This is a genomic window from Sphingobium limneticum (genome assembly GCF_008710165.1).
GTDB lineage: Bacteria > Pseudomonadota > Alphaproteobacteria > Sphingomonadales > Sphingomonadaceae > Sphingobium > Sphingobium limneticum.
In genome coordinates this window covers 42,820-56,801 of sequence record NZ_VYQA01000019.1, presented here as the reverse complement: position 1 = coordinate 56,801, position 13,982 = coordinate 42,820, and the positions used below count along the sequence as shown (strand labels likewise).

At 58.2% G+C, this 13,982-nt stretch carries 14 protein-coding genes; 5 read left to right on the top strand and 9 right to left on the bottom strand.

Going from position 1 to position 13,982, the window contains the following annotated elements; all coding sequences use genetic code 11:
• Positions 1 to 18: 18 nt before the first annotated feature.
• The 6 genes from F4U95_RS20195 to F4U95_RS20170 form a co-directional block, all read right to left on the bottom strand.
• Entirely contained in the window at positions 19 to 1,353 is a 1,335-nt protein-coding gene (locus tag F4U95_RS20195) for a TraB/VirB10 family protein (RefSeq protein WP_120252713.1), read from the bottom strand.
• Complete coding sequence (locus F4U95_RS20190) at positions 1,350 to 2,069, bottom strand: type-F conjugative transfer system secretin TraK (RefSeq protein WP_120252714.1); 720 nt, start codon at positions 2,067 to 2,069, stop codon at positions 1,350 to 1,352. Before F4U95_RS20190 ends, F4U95_RS20195 begins: the two co-directional genes overlap by 4 nt.
• Positions 2,070 to 2,106: 37 nt before the next feature.
• Complete coding sequence (locus tag F4U95_RS20185) at positions 2,107 to 2,736, bottom strand: TraE/TraK family type IV conjugative transfer system protein (RefSeq protein WP_425505081.1); 630 nt, start codon at positions 2,734 to 2,736, stop codon at positions 2,107 to 2,109.
• An 11-nt stretch (positions 2,737 to 2,747) separates the two neighbouring features.
• The gene (locus F4U95_RS20180) at positions 2,748 to 3,014 is read right to left on the bottom strand and encodes a type IV conjugative transfer system protein TraL (protein ID WP_150426796.1); all 267 of its coding nucleotides are present in this window, start codon (positions 3,012 to 3,014) and stop codon (positions 2,748 to 2,750) included.
• A gap of 129 nt (positions 3,015 to 3,143) precedes the next feature.
• The gene (locus tag F4U95_RS25185) at positions 3,144 to 3,458 is read right to left on the bottom strand and encodes a hypothetical protein (protein WP_026149605.1); all 315 of its coding nucleotides are present in this window, start codon (positions 3,456 to 3,458) and stop codon (positions 3,144 to 3,146) included.
• Between the two features lie 196 nt (positions 3,459 to 3,654).
• A complete protein-coding gene (locus F4U95_RS20170; protein WP_425505082.1) occupies positions 3,655 to 4,410 on the bottom strand; it encodes a DsbC family protein in 756 nt (251 codons plus the stop codon).
• 388 nt (positions 4,411 to 4,798) lie between these two features.
• Here F4U95_RS20170 and F4U95_RS20165 point away from each other — a divergent pair, with 388 nt between their 5' ends.
• The 3 genes from F4U95_RS20165 to F4U95_RS20155 all read left to right on the top strand — a co-directional run bounded on the left by F4U95_RS20165 (position 4,799) and on the right by F4U95_RS20155 (position 6,429).
• Positions 4,799 to 5,224, top strand: a complete 426-nt coding sequence (locus F4U95_RS20165; protein WP_088189776.1) for a hypothetical protein — start codon at positions 4,799 to 4,801, stop codon at positions 5,222 to 5,224.
• A 78-nt stretch (positions 5,225 to 5,302) separates the two neighbouring features.
• Positions 5,303 to 5,788 carry a transcriptional regulator gene (locus tag F4U95_RS20160; RefSeq protein WP_140419419.1) on the top strand — a complete coding sequence of 162 codons (486 nt, stop codon included), beginning with the start codon at positions 5,303 to 5,305 and terminating at the stop codon, positions 5,786 to 5,788.
• Between the two features lie 17 nt (positions 5,789 to 5,805).
• Positions 5,806 to 6,429, top strand: coding sequence for a GntR family transcriptional regulator (locus F4U95_RS20155; protein WP_120252717.1), 624 nt, complete (start codon positions 5,806 to 5,808; stop codon positions 6,427 to 6,429).
• A gap of 116 nt (positions 6,430 to 6,545) precedes the next feature.
• Here the strand turns inward: F4U95_RS20155 and F4U95_RS25180 are convergent, their stop codons facing one another.
• Positions 6,546 to 6,797, bottom strand: coding sequence for a hypothetical protein (locus F4U95_RS25180; protein ID WP_246171664.1), 252 nt, complete (start codon positions 6,795 to 6,797; stop codon positions 6,546 to 6,548).
• Here F4U95_RS25180 and F4U95_RS20145 point away from each other — a divergent pair.
• Both F4U95_RS20145 and F4U95_RS20140 read left to right on the top strand, forming a co-directional pair.
• Entirely contained in the window at positions 6,796 to 7,470 is a 675-nt protein-coding gene (locus F4U95_RS20145) for a lasso peptide biosynthesis B2 protein (protein ID WP_088189779.1), read from the top strand. The two genes, F4U95_RS25180 and F4U95_RS20145, sit on opposite strands and share 2 nt — an antisense overlap.
• Positions 7,470 to 9,218, top strand: coding sequence for an asparagine synthase-related protein (locus tag F4U95_RS20140; protein WP_120252719.1), 1,749 nt, complete (start codon positions 7,470 to 7,472; stop codon positions 9,216 to 9,218). Before F4U95_RS20145 ends, F4U95_RS20140 begins: the two co-directional genes overlap by 1 nt.
• A gap of 48 nt (positions 9,219 to 9,266) precedes the next feature.
• Here the strand turns inward: F4U95_RS20140 and F4U95_RS20135 are convergent, their stop codons facing one another.
• Together F4U95_RS20135 and F4U95_RS20130 are read right to left on the bottom strand one after the other, a co-directional pair.
• Positions 9,267 to 11,375 carry an Atxe2 family lasso peptide isopeptidase gene (locus tag F4U95_RS20135; RefSeq protein ID WP_120252720.1) on the bottom strand — a complete coding sequence of 703 codons (2,109 nt, stop codon included), beginning with the start codon at positions 11,373 to 11,375 and terminating at the stop codon, positions 9,267 to 9,269.
• A gap of 1 nt (position 11,376) precedes the next feature.
• Positions 11,377 to 13,965: a TonB-dependent receptor gene (locus tag F4U95_RS20130; protein ID WP_088189782.1), complete on the bottom strand. Its 2,589-nt coding sequence runs from the start codon at positions 13,963 to 13,965 to the stop codon at positions 11,377 to 11,379.
• Between the last annotated feature and the right edge of the window lie 17 nt (positions 13,966 to 13,982).

The window sequence follows — 13,982 nt, the reverse complement described above, 5'->3', positions numbered from 1 at the left end:
CTCCCATGGGCGCGGACATCAGAATGTGGCTCCCGCGCCGGGTTTGATTTCGAGGGTGGCACCCTCCTGGATGACCACGACCACATCCTTGGCGGCGCCCACCTCGACGATGGGACCAGCCTGGCGGGCGAGATCGAGATAGAAGTCGGTGAGCTTGTCGGAGGATTTGGAGAGCCCACCGGCAATGCCCGTCTTTGCAGCATCGCCGGCATCGAGCGTGCGCACCGTTCCTAGCGCTGAGGTCGAAGTATTGCCGAACGTGCTTTCGACTGACTGCGAGATGCCGCTGATGGTCCCGGCGATGAAGGCGCGCGCCAGCGTCGCCCCGGCGCGCGTCACCACCTTGCCCGACAGACCCTTCTTGCCGTCGGTATCGACGAAGAAGCCCTTGACCGGTTGATCGACGATCGAATGCTCGTCGAAATCCACGCAGGACAGCGACACGAGCTGGACCTCGACCCGCTCCTTGGCAAGACTCCCGGTGGCGTTGCCGACCACAAAGCAGCCAGCTAGATTGGCCTTCACCTCATTGGGCAGGACCGCGGGCGCCTGCACCCTGGCGATGATGGGTTCAGGATTACTGGTCGCGTCCCGGCTCGCCAGCGCGTCGATCCCGGTCAGAAGCCGCGCCTTCATGAAACCAGGCGGTAAATAGATCGTCCGATTCTTTTTTTTGGACGATGCGGCATTGTCGGTCGCGCCCTGGGCCATGACCGGACCGGCAGCCGAGCCGATCGCGCCGACCGTTTTTTCGACCGGAGGCGCAGGCGGGGCAGGCGGCGCAACCGGCCCGGTGGGCGGCGCAGGCAGCCTGTCGGCATCCGCGCTGATGTCGCCGGTGTCGGGCGGGTAGGGCAGGGCTGGAACGTTGTCCGGCAGGGCGGGGGGCAGGTCGCCATCCATGGTCTGACTGCCCTCAGTTCCCGGGACACCTGATCCGGGAATGACCTTACCTTCCTCGATCGCACTGACCCGGTCGCCCAGCAGCTGCTGGCCATCGAGAACCCTTTTCAAATCCCCACGCAGTTTGACTTCAAGACTGTCGCCGCGCAGCCCCGCGCCCATGTTGAGTGATGCGGCGGGATCTGCGGGCTTGACGTCTTCCTTGCTGCCCGATGCCGCGTAAAGGCCGATCCCGAGCGCACCGACAGCGACACCGACGGCGAGCTGGCGCGCGCGCAGTTTCTGCCGCGCCGACATTTTGGCCCACTGCGCCTTAAGGTCGAGCAAAGCTGGAGACGGACGGCGAGCGGCGTCCTCCTTCGGTTCGGCGCTCTGGGCGGCAAGATGGGCTTGATAGGGCGACAGGCCTTCCGGCGTCTCCGCTGCGTCTTTGTTCTTGTCGCCGCTCATTGCCCGGCTCCCCGGTGGACCACGACTAGTCGGGCCGTTTCGTCCGCATCGAGGCGGACCCGGTCGAGCGTGATTGAGAAAATGCCTGCCCCAAGGGCGGGATCGACGAGCTGGCGCTCATCCAGCGTCACCGCCGTCGTGGTTCGCACAAGATATTGCGAGGCCGAGAGACCGGCCCCCTCGACGGCGATACGGCGTTGTTCGGTTATCGAGAGGCCCGGCAGCGCTGGAATGCTGACGGCGTCACCCGACGGCGCGACCTCGCTGAACGAGGCAGGGATGCGATCGTCGAGCAGGGCCATGGTGATGGAGACGGCGCGATCTTCATCGGCCAGCGCAGCCATCAAGGCGCTATTGGCCTGGGCACGCTGGCGTGCGCCCGGCACGAGGATCACCGTTTGCGCGGGAATTTCCGCCGGTTCGGCATAAAGCGGGTAGGTCGCGCCGTTGCAATTGACAAAGAATTCGGAAGGCTGCGTCACATAGCTGCGCGTCACTTGCCCTGCATCGTCAATCTCGCGGGCAAGGAACTTGATCCAGGCGTCCGATCCGCCTTTCTCGACGGCAAGACCTTTTTCGGCCGAGAATTTGATATCCTCGATCTCGCCGCCCTCGCATACGACATGGTTGATGTCGCGGTTGGAGAGACGGATCCGACTGGTCTGATCGGGCAGCGCATGGAGCGTCTGGCCTGAGGCCGGGATCGCCAGCAGCATGAGCCCGGAAACGGCGGCGCATGCTCCCATGCGCTGATTAGCGTGTTTCGACATCGAACTGCTCCTCGGAAAGACGCGTCAGCCAGAAACGGCCATTTTCGATGCCGTAGCCGATGCGTAAAATGCCCCGGAATTTGCGGATTACGCCGCCGATGACACGGACCTTCTCGACCGGGACGACGATCTCATGGGCGGTCCAGCGGACCGGCTGATCGTTGCGGACATAGGTGGCGATCGACAGCGTCGGGTTGTTCGCCAGTTCGTCGAGTATGGCATTGAGACTGTCGCGCATCGCGCCATAGGCGGAGGGGTGGACGAGCCCCAACAACTCCTCGAACTGCCGGTCGGCCGAATAAGCCGACCAGGTACCCGACAGCGCGACGATGTTGCGCGTCATGGCGACGATATAGGCTTCGGACGGTGTATTGCCTGAAACGTGAAGATCGCCGGTGGCTCCGAACGGGACGATCACGGTCCGGGCATTCTGGTTGGTCGTGTAGATGACCACGCCCAGCACGGCGGTGACGCCGAACATGCCCGCAATGGCGACCTTGAGCAGGCGGTTCTCCTCGAACAGGTTGGCCGAGCCCTGCAGGTAGCGATGGATGCCGTAGCTCGCCGGTTTGCCCAGCAGCGGATCCTCCTTTGTCTTTTTGTGCCCGAACATGCCCATGGCGCTCACTCGAAGAAGCGGGTCTGGGTAGGACCCGGATAATAAGGAAAGGAAACAAGACCCCAGCGCCAGGCGAGATGGGGGAGATAGCCCTTGGGCTTGGTCCGCTTCCACGGAATGAAAAGGAGAAGGGCAGCGATGAGCGCCCAGCCGACAAGTCCGCCCACGATCGCGGCCACGAAAATGCTCGAGGTCGCGAGCAGAAACTCGTCAGATCCAAACCAAAGGATCTGGACGGGCCGATGCAGATATTGCGGAAGGCGTTCGTCCATCTGCCCTTCTCCTCTTGGCTTCATGATACCTTCGAAGGTATCATTCTCCAGGAACCGACCATCGGTCCCCAGCCTGTTGCCGGTGGGGGAAGCGCCTGGTCAGCCAGGTGCCTGCCCCACCTTCGCGTCTCAGATGACCATCCCGAAGGTCTGGAGAATGGAGTCCGCCTTGATGAGGCAGACGGCCGCGACGATGGTCGGGATGCCGATCATGATATTCGAGAAAAGGCGCGAGACGCCGAACAGGAAGGCGGCGACGCCGCCCACAAATCCCATCGGACCTTTCACGCCCTGGTTCACGACGATATCGTATATGTCGTAACCAAGATCGCCCTGGGCGGGCGCCGAGAAGGCATGAACCGGGCCACCGACCAGGGCCATCGCGCCTAAAGGGAGGCCGACATTGGCCACCGCCAGGACCTTGTTGCCAAATTTGTGCATCATAGCATTGCTCCAAAAAAGAGCCGTCCAACCAAAGCCTGCCGGCATCGAAGGAAGATCGGTGTCGGCCGGGGCGTCGGTGGACGGCTCCATGAGCCCGCCGCCGCCGGCATCCTGGTTCATCCGCGCAGGCCAGTTGGGGCCAGGCCGGATGCCCTCCGCCAAGAGATTGTGTGTAGTCGCGATGGCGCGCGCTCGTTCAGCGCCGCGCATCGGACGGTGCCTTTGTAAGCGCAGGTTTTGCGTGCCGATCGAGGAACGCTTCGAGTTCGGCCTGCTGAAAGCCCGAGATGCGCTTGCCATCCGCGATCAGCGTCGGCGTTCCTGAAACGCCCACTTTGGCGACCAGCTCGGCATCCTCCGCAACCTTGGCACGGCCCTCCGCGCACTGACGCAGGACAGGCGGTGTCTGGCCGGAATAGGCCGCCCGGAAGGCTGCCTCGCGATCTGCCGAGCATAGGATATGCTCGGCCTTGGCGGCCGCGGTCGGGTGGATGCCGCTCACGAAGAAGATAAGACGCCTTACCCGCTTGCCCTCTGCTGCCTTGGCGCTCCAGAAGCGATCGAGCGCCTGGCAGTAGGGACAGTCGGGGTCGGTGAATTCGATGACCGTGGGCGCATCTGCAGGGCCGATCGCCAATGCCTTGGCAGGGTCGATGGCTTTGACACGGCGCGTGGCACCCTGTTCCTGCGCCAGCGCGGTCAGGTTGACGCCGTTGCGGTCGTAGACCGTGGCGAACAAAAGATGCTCACTTTGCGGCGCATAATAGATGATCCGGCCGCCAGCGGTCGCCTGATAGATGGGGCCCTCGACGGGCGCGGGACCAAATTCTTCGAAGCGCAGATTGGTGAAGGTCTGGTGAAGCTGCGCTTGCGCAATCTTTGCGGCTTCTCCCAAAGCCACAGGAGAAGTAACCGCAGTCGCCTCTTGCGCAATGCTGGGGGTCGAGAACATAATCGTTCCCGCAAAGCCGACGAGCAAGCCGACACCTACCGATAGCGTTCTGTCCATGGGCGCAAGTCTCCTGAGTAGTAGTCGAGCTTCTGGCCTTGAGAACCACTTGATGATCTGGTCCCGCGCCAAGCTTTGACGGCCTTGTCGTTTCAACCCGGCCTGAGTGACAGCAGGACCAGCCGGGTCGCAAGGCAGGAGGAACTGCCGTTCCGGTTTGAGGTAATGAAGTGCCGATGATCGGAGCCACACTGCCGGAAACCGGAATTACATTTCCGGTTTCCTGCTTTGTTCCCATGGCCGTTCGGGTTCTACTTTAGCCGAATCAACCGGCATGCATGGGAATGGACAAGACAAGCATGTTTTTTGCCAAGTCAGATGGAGGGCGATAATGGCGCATCAGGCATCCAGAGCATATAAGCTCCAACTGTCCGACGCAGGAATGCAACTTTTCCTGGATGATCATTGCCGGCTATGTCATTTGGTCGGGGATCTGTTGTCCTATGGTTCGACCCTGTTCGTCGCCGTCCACCTGCTGCATCTTTGCCCAGGGGGGGAAATGGCAAACGCGTTGCTCGATCCCGAACTGCACCAGTTGGGAGGTCGTAAAATCCGTCATGTCGGAACATCCCGCATCTTATCGGATCTCGTGCACTCGATCGCAGCCGAGATCGAAACTGCGGGTGTCATCTATTCATCACCCCAAGTCTGGAAAATTTTTCTAGCGGCCCTCCTGCATATGCGGGACGCTGAAGATGTTCACATATTGAGAAGCTATCACGTCATGCTCGACAAGATTAAGCGTTCAGCGAGATAGGTCATAAAACACTATCGCAGATGACAGTATTACTGATCTGCGATGCAAACTTACTCTCGCTCACGATACCAATATCCGTTGACCAACGGATTAATTTACAACAAAAACCGTTACAGCGATGTGGTTGGAGTTTTGAGCCGCTGCCGGGGAGACCTGCAGATGACGCTTCAAAGTCCGAAAATGACGGGTAGTGAGGCCCTGTCGTTGATCAAGGAGCTTTCCGGAAAGCTCATCGAACGCCGCCGCCGCCGGGACCGTATCACGCAACGGCACATGGCGCGCGGTATCGGGCGCAGTGAACGCTGGGTCCGCGAAATCGAAGCAGGCGTCGAAACTTCGATGATTGAGGATCATATCCGCTGCGCGCACGCGCTGCGCATGACGACACTGCATTTGTTCATTCCTTTACTGGCCGTGGAGCATGATATGCCGATACCCAGAGAACTTTTGATGCATGACGATCTTTGGGATCTTGAGCGTGAGATGCTTGAGGTCGTAGCACGGCATCAGTCTGCTATCCTTACGCGGATCACCCAGCGATCCTTGCTGGGAGGGAGCCGCTAGGCTCTGGTGGGGCAGACATGTCTCCCGAACCAGTCGCGGCGGATCGCGCCTATCTCCTTTTGAAGACCGATATTCTGTCGGGACGGTTCTCGCCTGGAGGGACGATTATCGAACGCGCTGTCGCGATCGAATATGGTGTATCCATATCGCCGATCAGAGACGCAGCGCAGCGTCTTGTGGGTGAACATCTTCTCGAAATCGGCACCGGTGGTGGATTTAGGGTTCCGATCGCAACGCCTGCCGCGGTCCGGGATCTCTACAGCTGGCACGACCATCTCGTGCGTCACCTTATCAAGGTGCAGATGCCGACCGAGCTTTTGACACCGAAGTCATTGGTTATGCAGGATATTGTTGGCGGGGAGAAAGTCGCGCGAGCCGCCACAGGATTGTTCAGAGCGCTGGCTGATCAAGCCATTAATCGTGAACATGCCCGCTCCCTCCACGCCGCCAACGATCGTCTTCAAGCCATACGACTCCGGGAGCATCTTGTTATGGACAATCTTGATATGGAGTTGCAGCAGATTACGGCGGCGATCAATTGTGGTTCAGGTCTGAACCGTTTTTCGGTTCTACGTGCCTATCACCGCCGGCGGATGCGTCGTGCTGAAAAGATATCCGATTCACTTTGGCCGCTAGGATGAACAATAAAATCAGCAAGCTATGCTCCCGCATTGACATAAAAATAGCGGAAATGCGCGCAAGTACGCAATAGCTACATGCCCGATACCTTATAAGTTCGGTCATTCTCCATTCTTCATCATAAAATCAATCTGGCTGCAATGGTGCAGCTGATTTCAGAATGGAGGCTATTATGAATCGCGAAGAACATGTTGGATCCGAGCTGATCGACCTCGGCTCCGTCGCGGAAGAAACCAAGGGACCCGGTTTCGACAACAGCGACGGGATCGGCGGTCAGCAGCTCGTCCCTGGACTCTCGGACGACTGAAATGCCGGGCACGCGGGCCATACCAGCCCGCGTGCTTTTCGCTGTTCGGAGGAAATAGGTCATGTATTTCGGTCTTCGGCCTGGCTTGAGCTTTTGCATATCGGTGGATCGCGTGATCCTGCTGGACCTTGCGATCGGTCGCTATTTTTCATTGCCGCCACATTTCCATGAAAGCTTTTCGCGTTGGGCATCTGGTGCGCAGCCTGCTGATGACGATCTCGATCACCTCCAGAAGCTGATAAATGAAGGCATTTTCGTTACGCTGCCTCAGCGACCTGACCCCGAACTGACGATTTCCGCAAAAGTCACTCCACCAACCACGCAAATCGATGTTGGTCACGCGCACCCGCCGCTCACATCCGTCATCGGGGCAATATGGTCTCGTTTATTGTGGTTGAGGCGAGCCAAGCGTTGGCCCTTTGCCCGGATGATCGAACAACTTGGCGAATTGGCCGATCATGTGGATAAAGGGTCTTCGGAGTTACACAATGTGAAGCTGGCGCAAATCGCCCGCTCATTCGAATATGCCGATCTGATCGTTGGTAGCCATGACCGTTGCCTGTCGCGATCGCTGGCACTCGCGGTCACTTGCCGCAGGCAGGGGTTGCCGACAATGTTGGTGATCGGCGTTCAGGCAGATCCCTTCGCAGCCCATTGCTGGGTACAGAAAGGAAGCACGATACTCAACGAAAAGCCGGACCGTGCGAGAATGTTCTTGCCGATAATGGTGGCGTGATGAAGCACCGCTACCTCCTGCTCATTCTTGCTGAAGATGAAGGGCACCAAGAGCATATCCAGCACATCGCGACTCTAACCCAGCTACCTCTCGTCTGGCGGCATGGCCGAATTATTCTGTTCTCGGATCAACTACTCGATGTTCTACTCTTACCCCAAGGGAATGGCGTGATCATAGGCAAGCTGTTTCGCCGTCACGGATATCCTGAGCAGGTTTGCGAGCTAAAGTCTGATGATGCCGCTCGATTTGCGCCTGATCCGGTCCAATCTCTGATCGAACACTATTGGGGCAGCTATGTTGCGGCAATTTCAATTTCTAATCGTGTAACGATACTACGCGACCCATCCGGCGGAATGCCTTGCTACTATCTATCATTGAGCGGGATCGCTGCGCTCACGTCGGACATCTCTCTCTTGATCGACACGGGGCTGTTCACGCCTTCAGTCAATTGGAATGGAGTGGGAAGGACGCTCTATTGGCACCAGTTGCCACCAGAAGAAACAGCACTTTCCGGTGTATCGCAGCTTTTGGGTGGATGTTCGCTGATCCTAGAGGGACGCGAGATAAACAGGGCAGAAAACTGGAGTCCTTGGAACTATACCGCTTATGACGGAGATGACGATCGGAAGAAACGTAGCGAAGGGCTGGGGCGCGTTGTCCAGGCTTGCATAAGCGCGTGGGCGTCCTGTTTTCCGCGCACGCTGGTTGGTCTATCGGGAGGACTGGACTCATCCATTGTGACTGCTTGCCTGGCTAGAAGCAGCGCCAAGGTTACGTGTTTGACCTTGGCTACTGACGATCCGGTTGGCGACGAGAGGTCATACGCCCGGTATGTCAGTGGGGCCATTGATGCCGAACTTATCGAAGACTTCTATTCAAACGACGATATCGATCTGGATAAATCAGTTGCTGCAGGCTTTCCCATCCCTTCAGGGAAAGCGCACGAACAGACCTATAACAAGAGAGTGAGAGCCGCGGCCGCAACTTCTCAAGCTGCCGCATTTTTCGTGGGTGCTGGAGGAGACAATGTTTTCTATCTTACGCATTCGGTTCGACCTTTGCTTGATCGGCTAAGGACTGAGGGATGGTCGTTGGATTTGGTCTCCACCGCGCGCGATATTTGCCGTATCACCGGCGCGAATATTTGGGAGGTGGTAGCCGAAGCTGTTAGAATTTCCCCAAGGACGACAGGGCTTCAGTGGAACGGTGCGGGAGACTATCTCAGTCGGGAATTTGTGGAGAGCGAGCGCGGCCTTCTGCCAGAACATCCCTGGCGGAATTCCCCGGCCACGGTACCGCTGGGGAAAAAGGGTCATGTAGCGATGATCTTGCGTGCTCTGCATCACATTGAGCATCGAGATAAGGCCTTGGCGGTACCGATGATCAGTCCGCTATTATCCCAACCGGTCATCGAATTCTGCCTGGGCGTTCCCTCGTGGTGGGCGTGCGAAGGAGGCATCGACCGCGCTGTTGCTCGGCGCGCATTTGCTGACGTCTTGCCTGCCCCTGTCTCTGGTCGATCCGGAAAGGGCAGCCCGGATGGCTTTGTCGCGAGATTTATCGCTCGTCACCGTGCCGCAATAAGCGAACGCCTTCTGGAAGGAAATCTCGCCCGCCACGGGTTGCTTGATCGGGCGGCCGTCGAACGCGTAATGGCACCGAATGCAAAGTTTGAGTTGCTTGATTGCCCTCGGGTGATGGCGCTGCTGGATACCGAAGCATGGACCAATTCTTGGTCTGCGCGATAAGATGTTGACGGACTTGACCCTCAGAAACGCTTGTTTCGTTCCAAGACTTCAATGTCGAATGTATTTTTTGCGCATCTCCTCCCAGCGAAGCACATCACTGTGACCTTCGGTGTCCGTGGGTCTTTGATCGTTCAACCAAAAATCGAACCAGGCAAGATTGCGGCGATATACCGCAAGTCGGTGGGCTGGTTGCCATTTGATGTGATCCTCATCCGGAAAGATATAGAGTTCACTTGGAATATTTGCCTGCGTCAGAGCCGTATGGCTTGCGACCATCGCTAAATATTCGTTGTCTGCGGCCTGAAACAGCATCGGGAACCGTACGCGTCCTGGTTGTGCCATCACCGATATTTGAGACCAGAAGTTGGTATCCATGTCCGCCAGGCGAGGCCATCCTCCATCATGATAGCTTTGTGCAACGATTGGCCCCAAAAACGCATCCTGCACGGGTTCCCATCCGCACCCCGACACCGAACCAGCGGAGAAAAGCATACTGTGAATGGCTGCGAACTGCACCGTTGTGCATCCATCGCTCAAGCCAGTGATGCCGATCCGTTTCGGATCGACGAACCCACGGTCGATCAAAGATCGCGTCGCGGCCTCGATCGCCGAGACTATGTTTCGGCGTCCTGCAAAATCACGATTGAATGCCGCCGTTAGAGCACCGGCTGACTTCTGTTTGCCGACGATATCCTCATAAGTCAGATTGTCGACGACCAGCACGAAATATCCCCGATTGGCAAATGCCTGGATCGGAACTTCGTCGCCGATCCCGCCGCGCAGGAATCCCCTGGTTCGATACTGAACAATGACAAGCGGATATCGTTGTCCGGTCTTGAAGCCGACCGGATAAACCAGATCACCATAAAAGGGGACGCCAAAGCCGTTCCGCCAATTCAGACGCTCGGCTGCCCCCAGGATCAGCGACGCAAACTCTGGATTTGGATCGAAAATCTTCTGCTCTTTCGTGCGATCCAGCCCCAGCATCACAAAATGTCTCGGCGCGAGTGATTGCTCGCGCAAACAGAGAAGGTCATTGCCCAATGGCTGGCATTCAACCAGATCGTCGCTCGTCAGATATAGACGCCGCACCGTGCGACTGCCCGGTCGCCATTCGTAAATTGCCGTCAGGCTGTTCGCCCAGCCTTCCTTGCGCGCAAAGCGAAGCTGTTTGCCGTCACCCGACCACCAAAAAGAAACCGATCTGTCCGTTCGGCACAGGTCTGCCGGGCAGACTAGGCGACGGCCCGTGCCCATTTCAACGACCACTCGGTAATCTGGTGGATATACCGACCTGTTGACTGGTTCCGCATAGGCGCTCCAACTCGAAGGCCCTAACGAATAACCGATCTTATCGGCGGCGGCGGAGGCGGACGGCATAAAGATGCTGATCTCGCCAGGAGAAGCAGGGCGCTCGATACCACTGCTTATCTCGATCGTGACATAATGGCGCTCCGGGTTTGGTGTTTGCGGCCGAGCGCCGCGGACAGGAAATGCTCGCTCGTCATAGCGCCATCCCGACAGTCCCTCCTGATCGATAGTGGCATTCATTGTGATGAGGCCAGGGCGCGCCGCATAGATTATGGCGCGCCCGTCAGACGATATACGGAAATCATCTATATCCACTGGAGCGCGGGTTATCTGCCTCGCATCGCCACCGGTGACCTTTGCTCGCCAGACCTGTGTTCTGCCTCCTGCGCGCTTGAGATAGGCAATCCACCGTCCGTCAGGCGCCCAGCGCGGCGTCACTGGTGCGGGGGAGCCAATAGGGAATGCCGCCCAGCCATATCTCGCCGGTTCGTCCCGGATCAGTTCGGTGCCGATATCCAGCAGCCTCGGCCGAGCCGCTGGCGCGAGAGGGAGGAGCACCAAGCCTGTGCAATAGCGGTTCTCTCCCGGATCGGCGCGATGCACTAGAAAAGCAACCGCGCGATGGTCGGGAGAGAATGTGAACAATGGGCGTGTGCGATCAGGACGGGGCGCAGGCCCAATATCCCTCAGCCTGGCTAACGCCTCAGGGGTTGCCGGGCCCGGAACACCGCTGATCGCATCCGTCTGTAGAAGCGTTTCGCAACCGTCGGCCGCCAGAGCGGGTTGGCCAATGCCTCCTAAAGCCGACGCCGTCAGCAGATGCACAATAATGAGATAATGGCGCATATCACCATTTCTTCGTCAAAGTGAAATTGACGAACCGGCCGTAAAGCGAGTGGTTTGTCGAATCCGCCTGCACTTCAGCGGCATAAGTGGCCCGAATTCTTGGCGGCCTGGCATTGAAGAGGTTCTGGATTCCGACCTGCCATTCTACATCGGCGAATAGCCCGCGCTGGGCACCGCTGCGGATCGTGGCGACCGTATCCAGCGTAGTGAAGGAATCCACCTTCACGGTGGGTGAAAGGCGATTATCTTTGGTTTTGCCGATATATGTGCCTGTGGCGGACAGATTGACATTGTCCCGCTGCCAGTTTGCACCCAGCCGGCCACGCCAGTGCGGCAGGGTGAAGATGATCCCCGCCTGCTCCACCAATGGCAGGCCGGGTGCGATCTCCCGGATACTGTCGAGATAACTCGCCGATCCCTTCAACGACAATTGCCCATAGGGGCCGAGATCCCGGCGGTAGCTTGCCGAGAAGTCGACACCTTCCAGTCTTTGCACGGAGATGTTCTGAAGGTAATTCCGAAATATCGCTGAAACCGCAGCGGGGTCAAAAGTGCCGGTCGTCAGGTTCGTAAACACGCCCGTTATCCCGTCGATCGCGGACAGGACGTCCGATGCGCTGGGGTTGGCCTGTATGAAGTCGCTGTAGACTGGCTGGAAGGCCCTCCCTGATGAAGCGACGGGTGAGGCTATGCGATTGCGATAACGAATATTGAAATACCCTATCTCAGCCTTGAACCCGTCCATAAATGTCGGCGTAATCGCCACTGAGGTCGTCCAGGTCGTTGCGCGTTCGGGTTCGAGGTCCCGATTGCCTCCAAACAGGTAGAGGACCGGGAGATTTGTCGGAGGGGCTGGATTATATCGTGTGCTTGGAACGAGCTGTGCGTTGGTCAGCTGACCGGTCTGATACAGATTGGGAGCCTTGAACGACTTGCCCCAACTCCCTTTGAATTCGACGCTTTCGAATGGCGAATAGAGCAGGCCCAGCTTCGGTGTGGTTACGCGATCGATATTATCATGATCTTCATACCGCAGGGCACCGATCAAATTCAACTTGCGGATGAGGCTGATGCCATTGGCGGGCGCCACCAAGGGCAGGAATAATTCACCATAGCCAAAAGCCACGTCCCGCGTTTCGCTGAGGGCTTCGGTCGCTGCCTCAATGCCGCCGACAACGGCACGTGAATCGATTGTGAGTGTGTTGGATCGATAGCCCGCTCCAACCGCCAGCCTCGCTTCGCCGCCAGGCAATGAGAAGAGCGGTCCTTCAGCGCCAAGTTCGATCGCCTTCAATTCGTTGCTGTAGTTGGGTAGCGCGCGGTAGGTTTCCGTGCCGGCAGAAAATACGCTGGTGACTATTTCCGTATCGCTTTTGCTGTAGGTTCCCGACAGGCGGGCATTCCAATCCGCCGACAGTTCGACTTTCAGCGCCGGGGATAATGACCAGCTATCAGCGGTCGATTCCACGACGCTGCCCTGCGCGTAGCAGCTCGACGCAACGACCGCGATCAGGCATCGTGACGTGGAGCGGTGCATGTAATGACCATCGAGTTCGAAGCCAATCGCATCACTGATCGCCTGATGCCCCGCCATCACCAGACTGATCTGGTCTTGCGCGGGTATCAGCGTTGCGTCGGGAGCGACGTTGCCGGTGTAGGATCGCTGACGCGCGGTGATCTGGCTAGAATCCTGATAATCTGCCGCTACCATGAAGCCACCGGTGCGCCACGATGAACCTGCAACGATGTTATACTGCTGCGTGACGGACCCGCCATCGGTCGCCGCTCCCAGCCTAGCAGACGTGACGACACCGTCGATGTCCCGTCGCAAGGTTATGTTGGCGACACCTGCGACGGCATCCGAGCCGTATAACGCCGATGCGCCATCGGCTACGACGTCTATCCGCTCGATCGCGGCCAGCGGGATCGATGAAATGTCGATTCCCTGGCTGATGGCATCGAAGGCGACGCGATGGCCGTTTATCAAAGTCAGCGAGGCATCCGGTCCGAGGCCGCGCAAGTTCAGTGCCGATGAACCGGATACATTTGTGAACCCTCCTTGGCCGGCTGCGGATAGGGTCGGATTTTGACCACCGGCGAAATTCTGCGGCAAATCGCGGATGATCTGGCCAAGATCGGTCTGGCCGGCTGCCAGGGCCTCCTGGCGACCGATAGTCGTAACCGGTGAAGTTGATGGACCGCCACGAATGCGCGTGCCCGTCACTATAATGCCGATTTCGCGACCCTCGGTTTTCTCACTTGTGGTTTCAGAAAATCGCTCCCGGATAAGAATAGCTCCATCTTGATCGACAGCTTCAAGGCCCGTCCCTTTGATCAGGGCTTCGACCGCCTCGATCGCCGTGTAGGTGCCGCGCAAAGGAGGGGCCTGCCGTCCTTTGACCGAGCGAGGCTGGAAGATGATCTCATAATTGGTCGAGCGGCCCACCAAAGCCAAGGCATCCGCCAGATCCTGCCGATCGAGATGGAATTCCTCTCCCTGATTCAACGCTGCAATGGTCGGTATCGGGGCGGTGGCTGCCACGATCGCCATCGCTGAACTGAATGCCCACATTGCGATCTTCATCATCATTTGCCCCCATCATGCCG

Coding starts and splice junctions, on each gene's coding strand:
- F4U95_RS20170 (WP_425505082.1), bottom strand. CDS start 4,410: ATGTTCTCGACCCCCAGCATTGCGCAAGAGGCGACTGCGGTTACTTCT.
- F4U95_RS25180 (WP_246171664.1), bottom strand. CDS start 6,797: ATGACCTATTTCCTCCGAACAGCGAAAAGCACGCGGGCTGGTATGGCC.
- F4U95_RS20185 (WP_425505081.1), bottom strand. CDS start 2,736: ATGTTCGGGCACAAAAAGACAAAGGAGGATCCGCTGCTGGGCAAACCG.
- F4U95_RS25185 (WP_026149605.1), bottom strand. CDS start 3,458: ATGATGCACAAATTTGGCAACAAGGTCCTGGCGGTGGCCAATGTCGGC.
- F4U95_RS20140 (WP_120252719.1), top strand. CDS start 7,470: ATGAAGCACCGCTACCTCCTGCTCATTCTTGCTGAAGATGAAGGGCAC.
- F4U95_RS20195 (WP_120252713.1), bottom strand. CDS start 1,353: ATGAGCGGCGACAAGAACAAAGACGCAGCGGAGACGCCGGAAGGCCTG.
- F4U95_RS20165 (WP_088189776.1), top strand. CDS start 4,799: ATGGCGCATCAGGCATCCAGAGCATATAAGCTCCAACTGTCCGACGCA.
- F4U95_RS20155 (WP_120252717.1), top strand. CDS start 5,806: ATGTCTCCCGAACCAGTCGCGGCGGATCGCGCCTATCTCCTTTTGAAG.
- F4U95_RS20130 (WP_088189782.1), bottom strand. CDS start 13,965: ATGATGATGAAGATCGCAATGTGGGCATTCAGTTCAGCGATGGCGATC.
- F4U95_RS20180 (WP_150426796.1), bottom strand. CDS start 3,014: ATGGACGAACGCCTTCCGCAATATCTGCATCGGCCCGTCCAGATCCTT.
- F4U95_RS20135 (WP_120252720.1), bottom strand. CDS start 11,375: ATGCGCCATTATCTCATTATTGTGCATCTGCTGACGGCGTCGGCTTTA.
- F4U95_RS20190 (WP_120252714.1), bottom strand. CDS start 2,069: ATGCTGCTGGCGATCCCGGCCTCAGGCCAGACGCTCCATGCGCTGCCC.
- F4U95_RS20145 (WP_088189779.1), top strand. CDS start 6,796: ATGTATTTCGGTCTTCGGCCTGGCTTGAGCTTTTGCATATCGGTGGAT.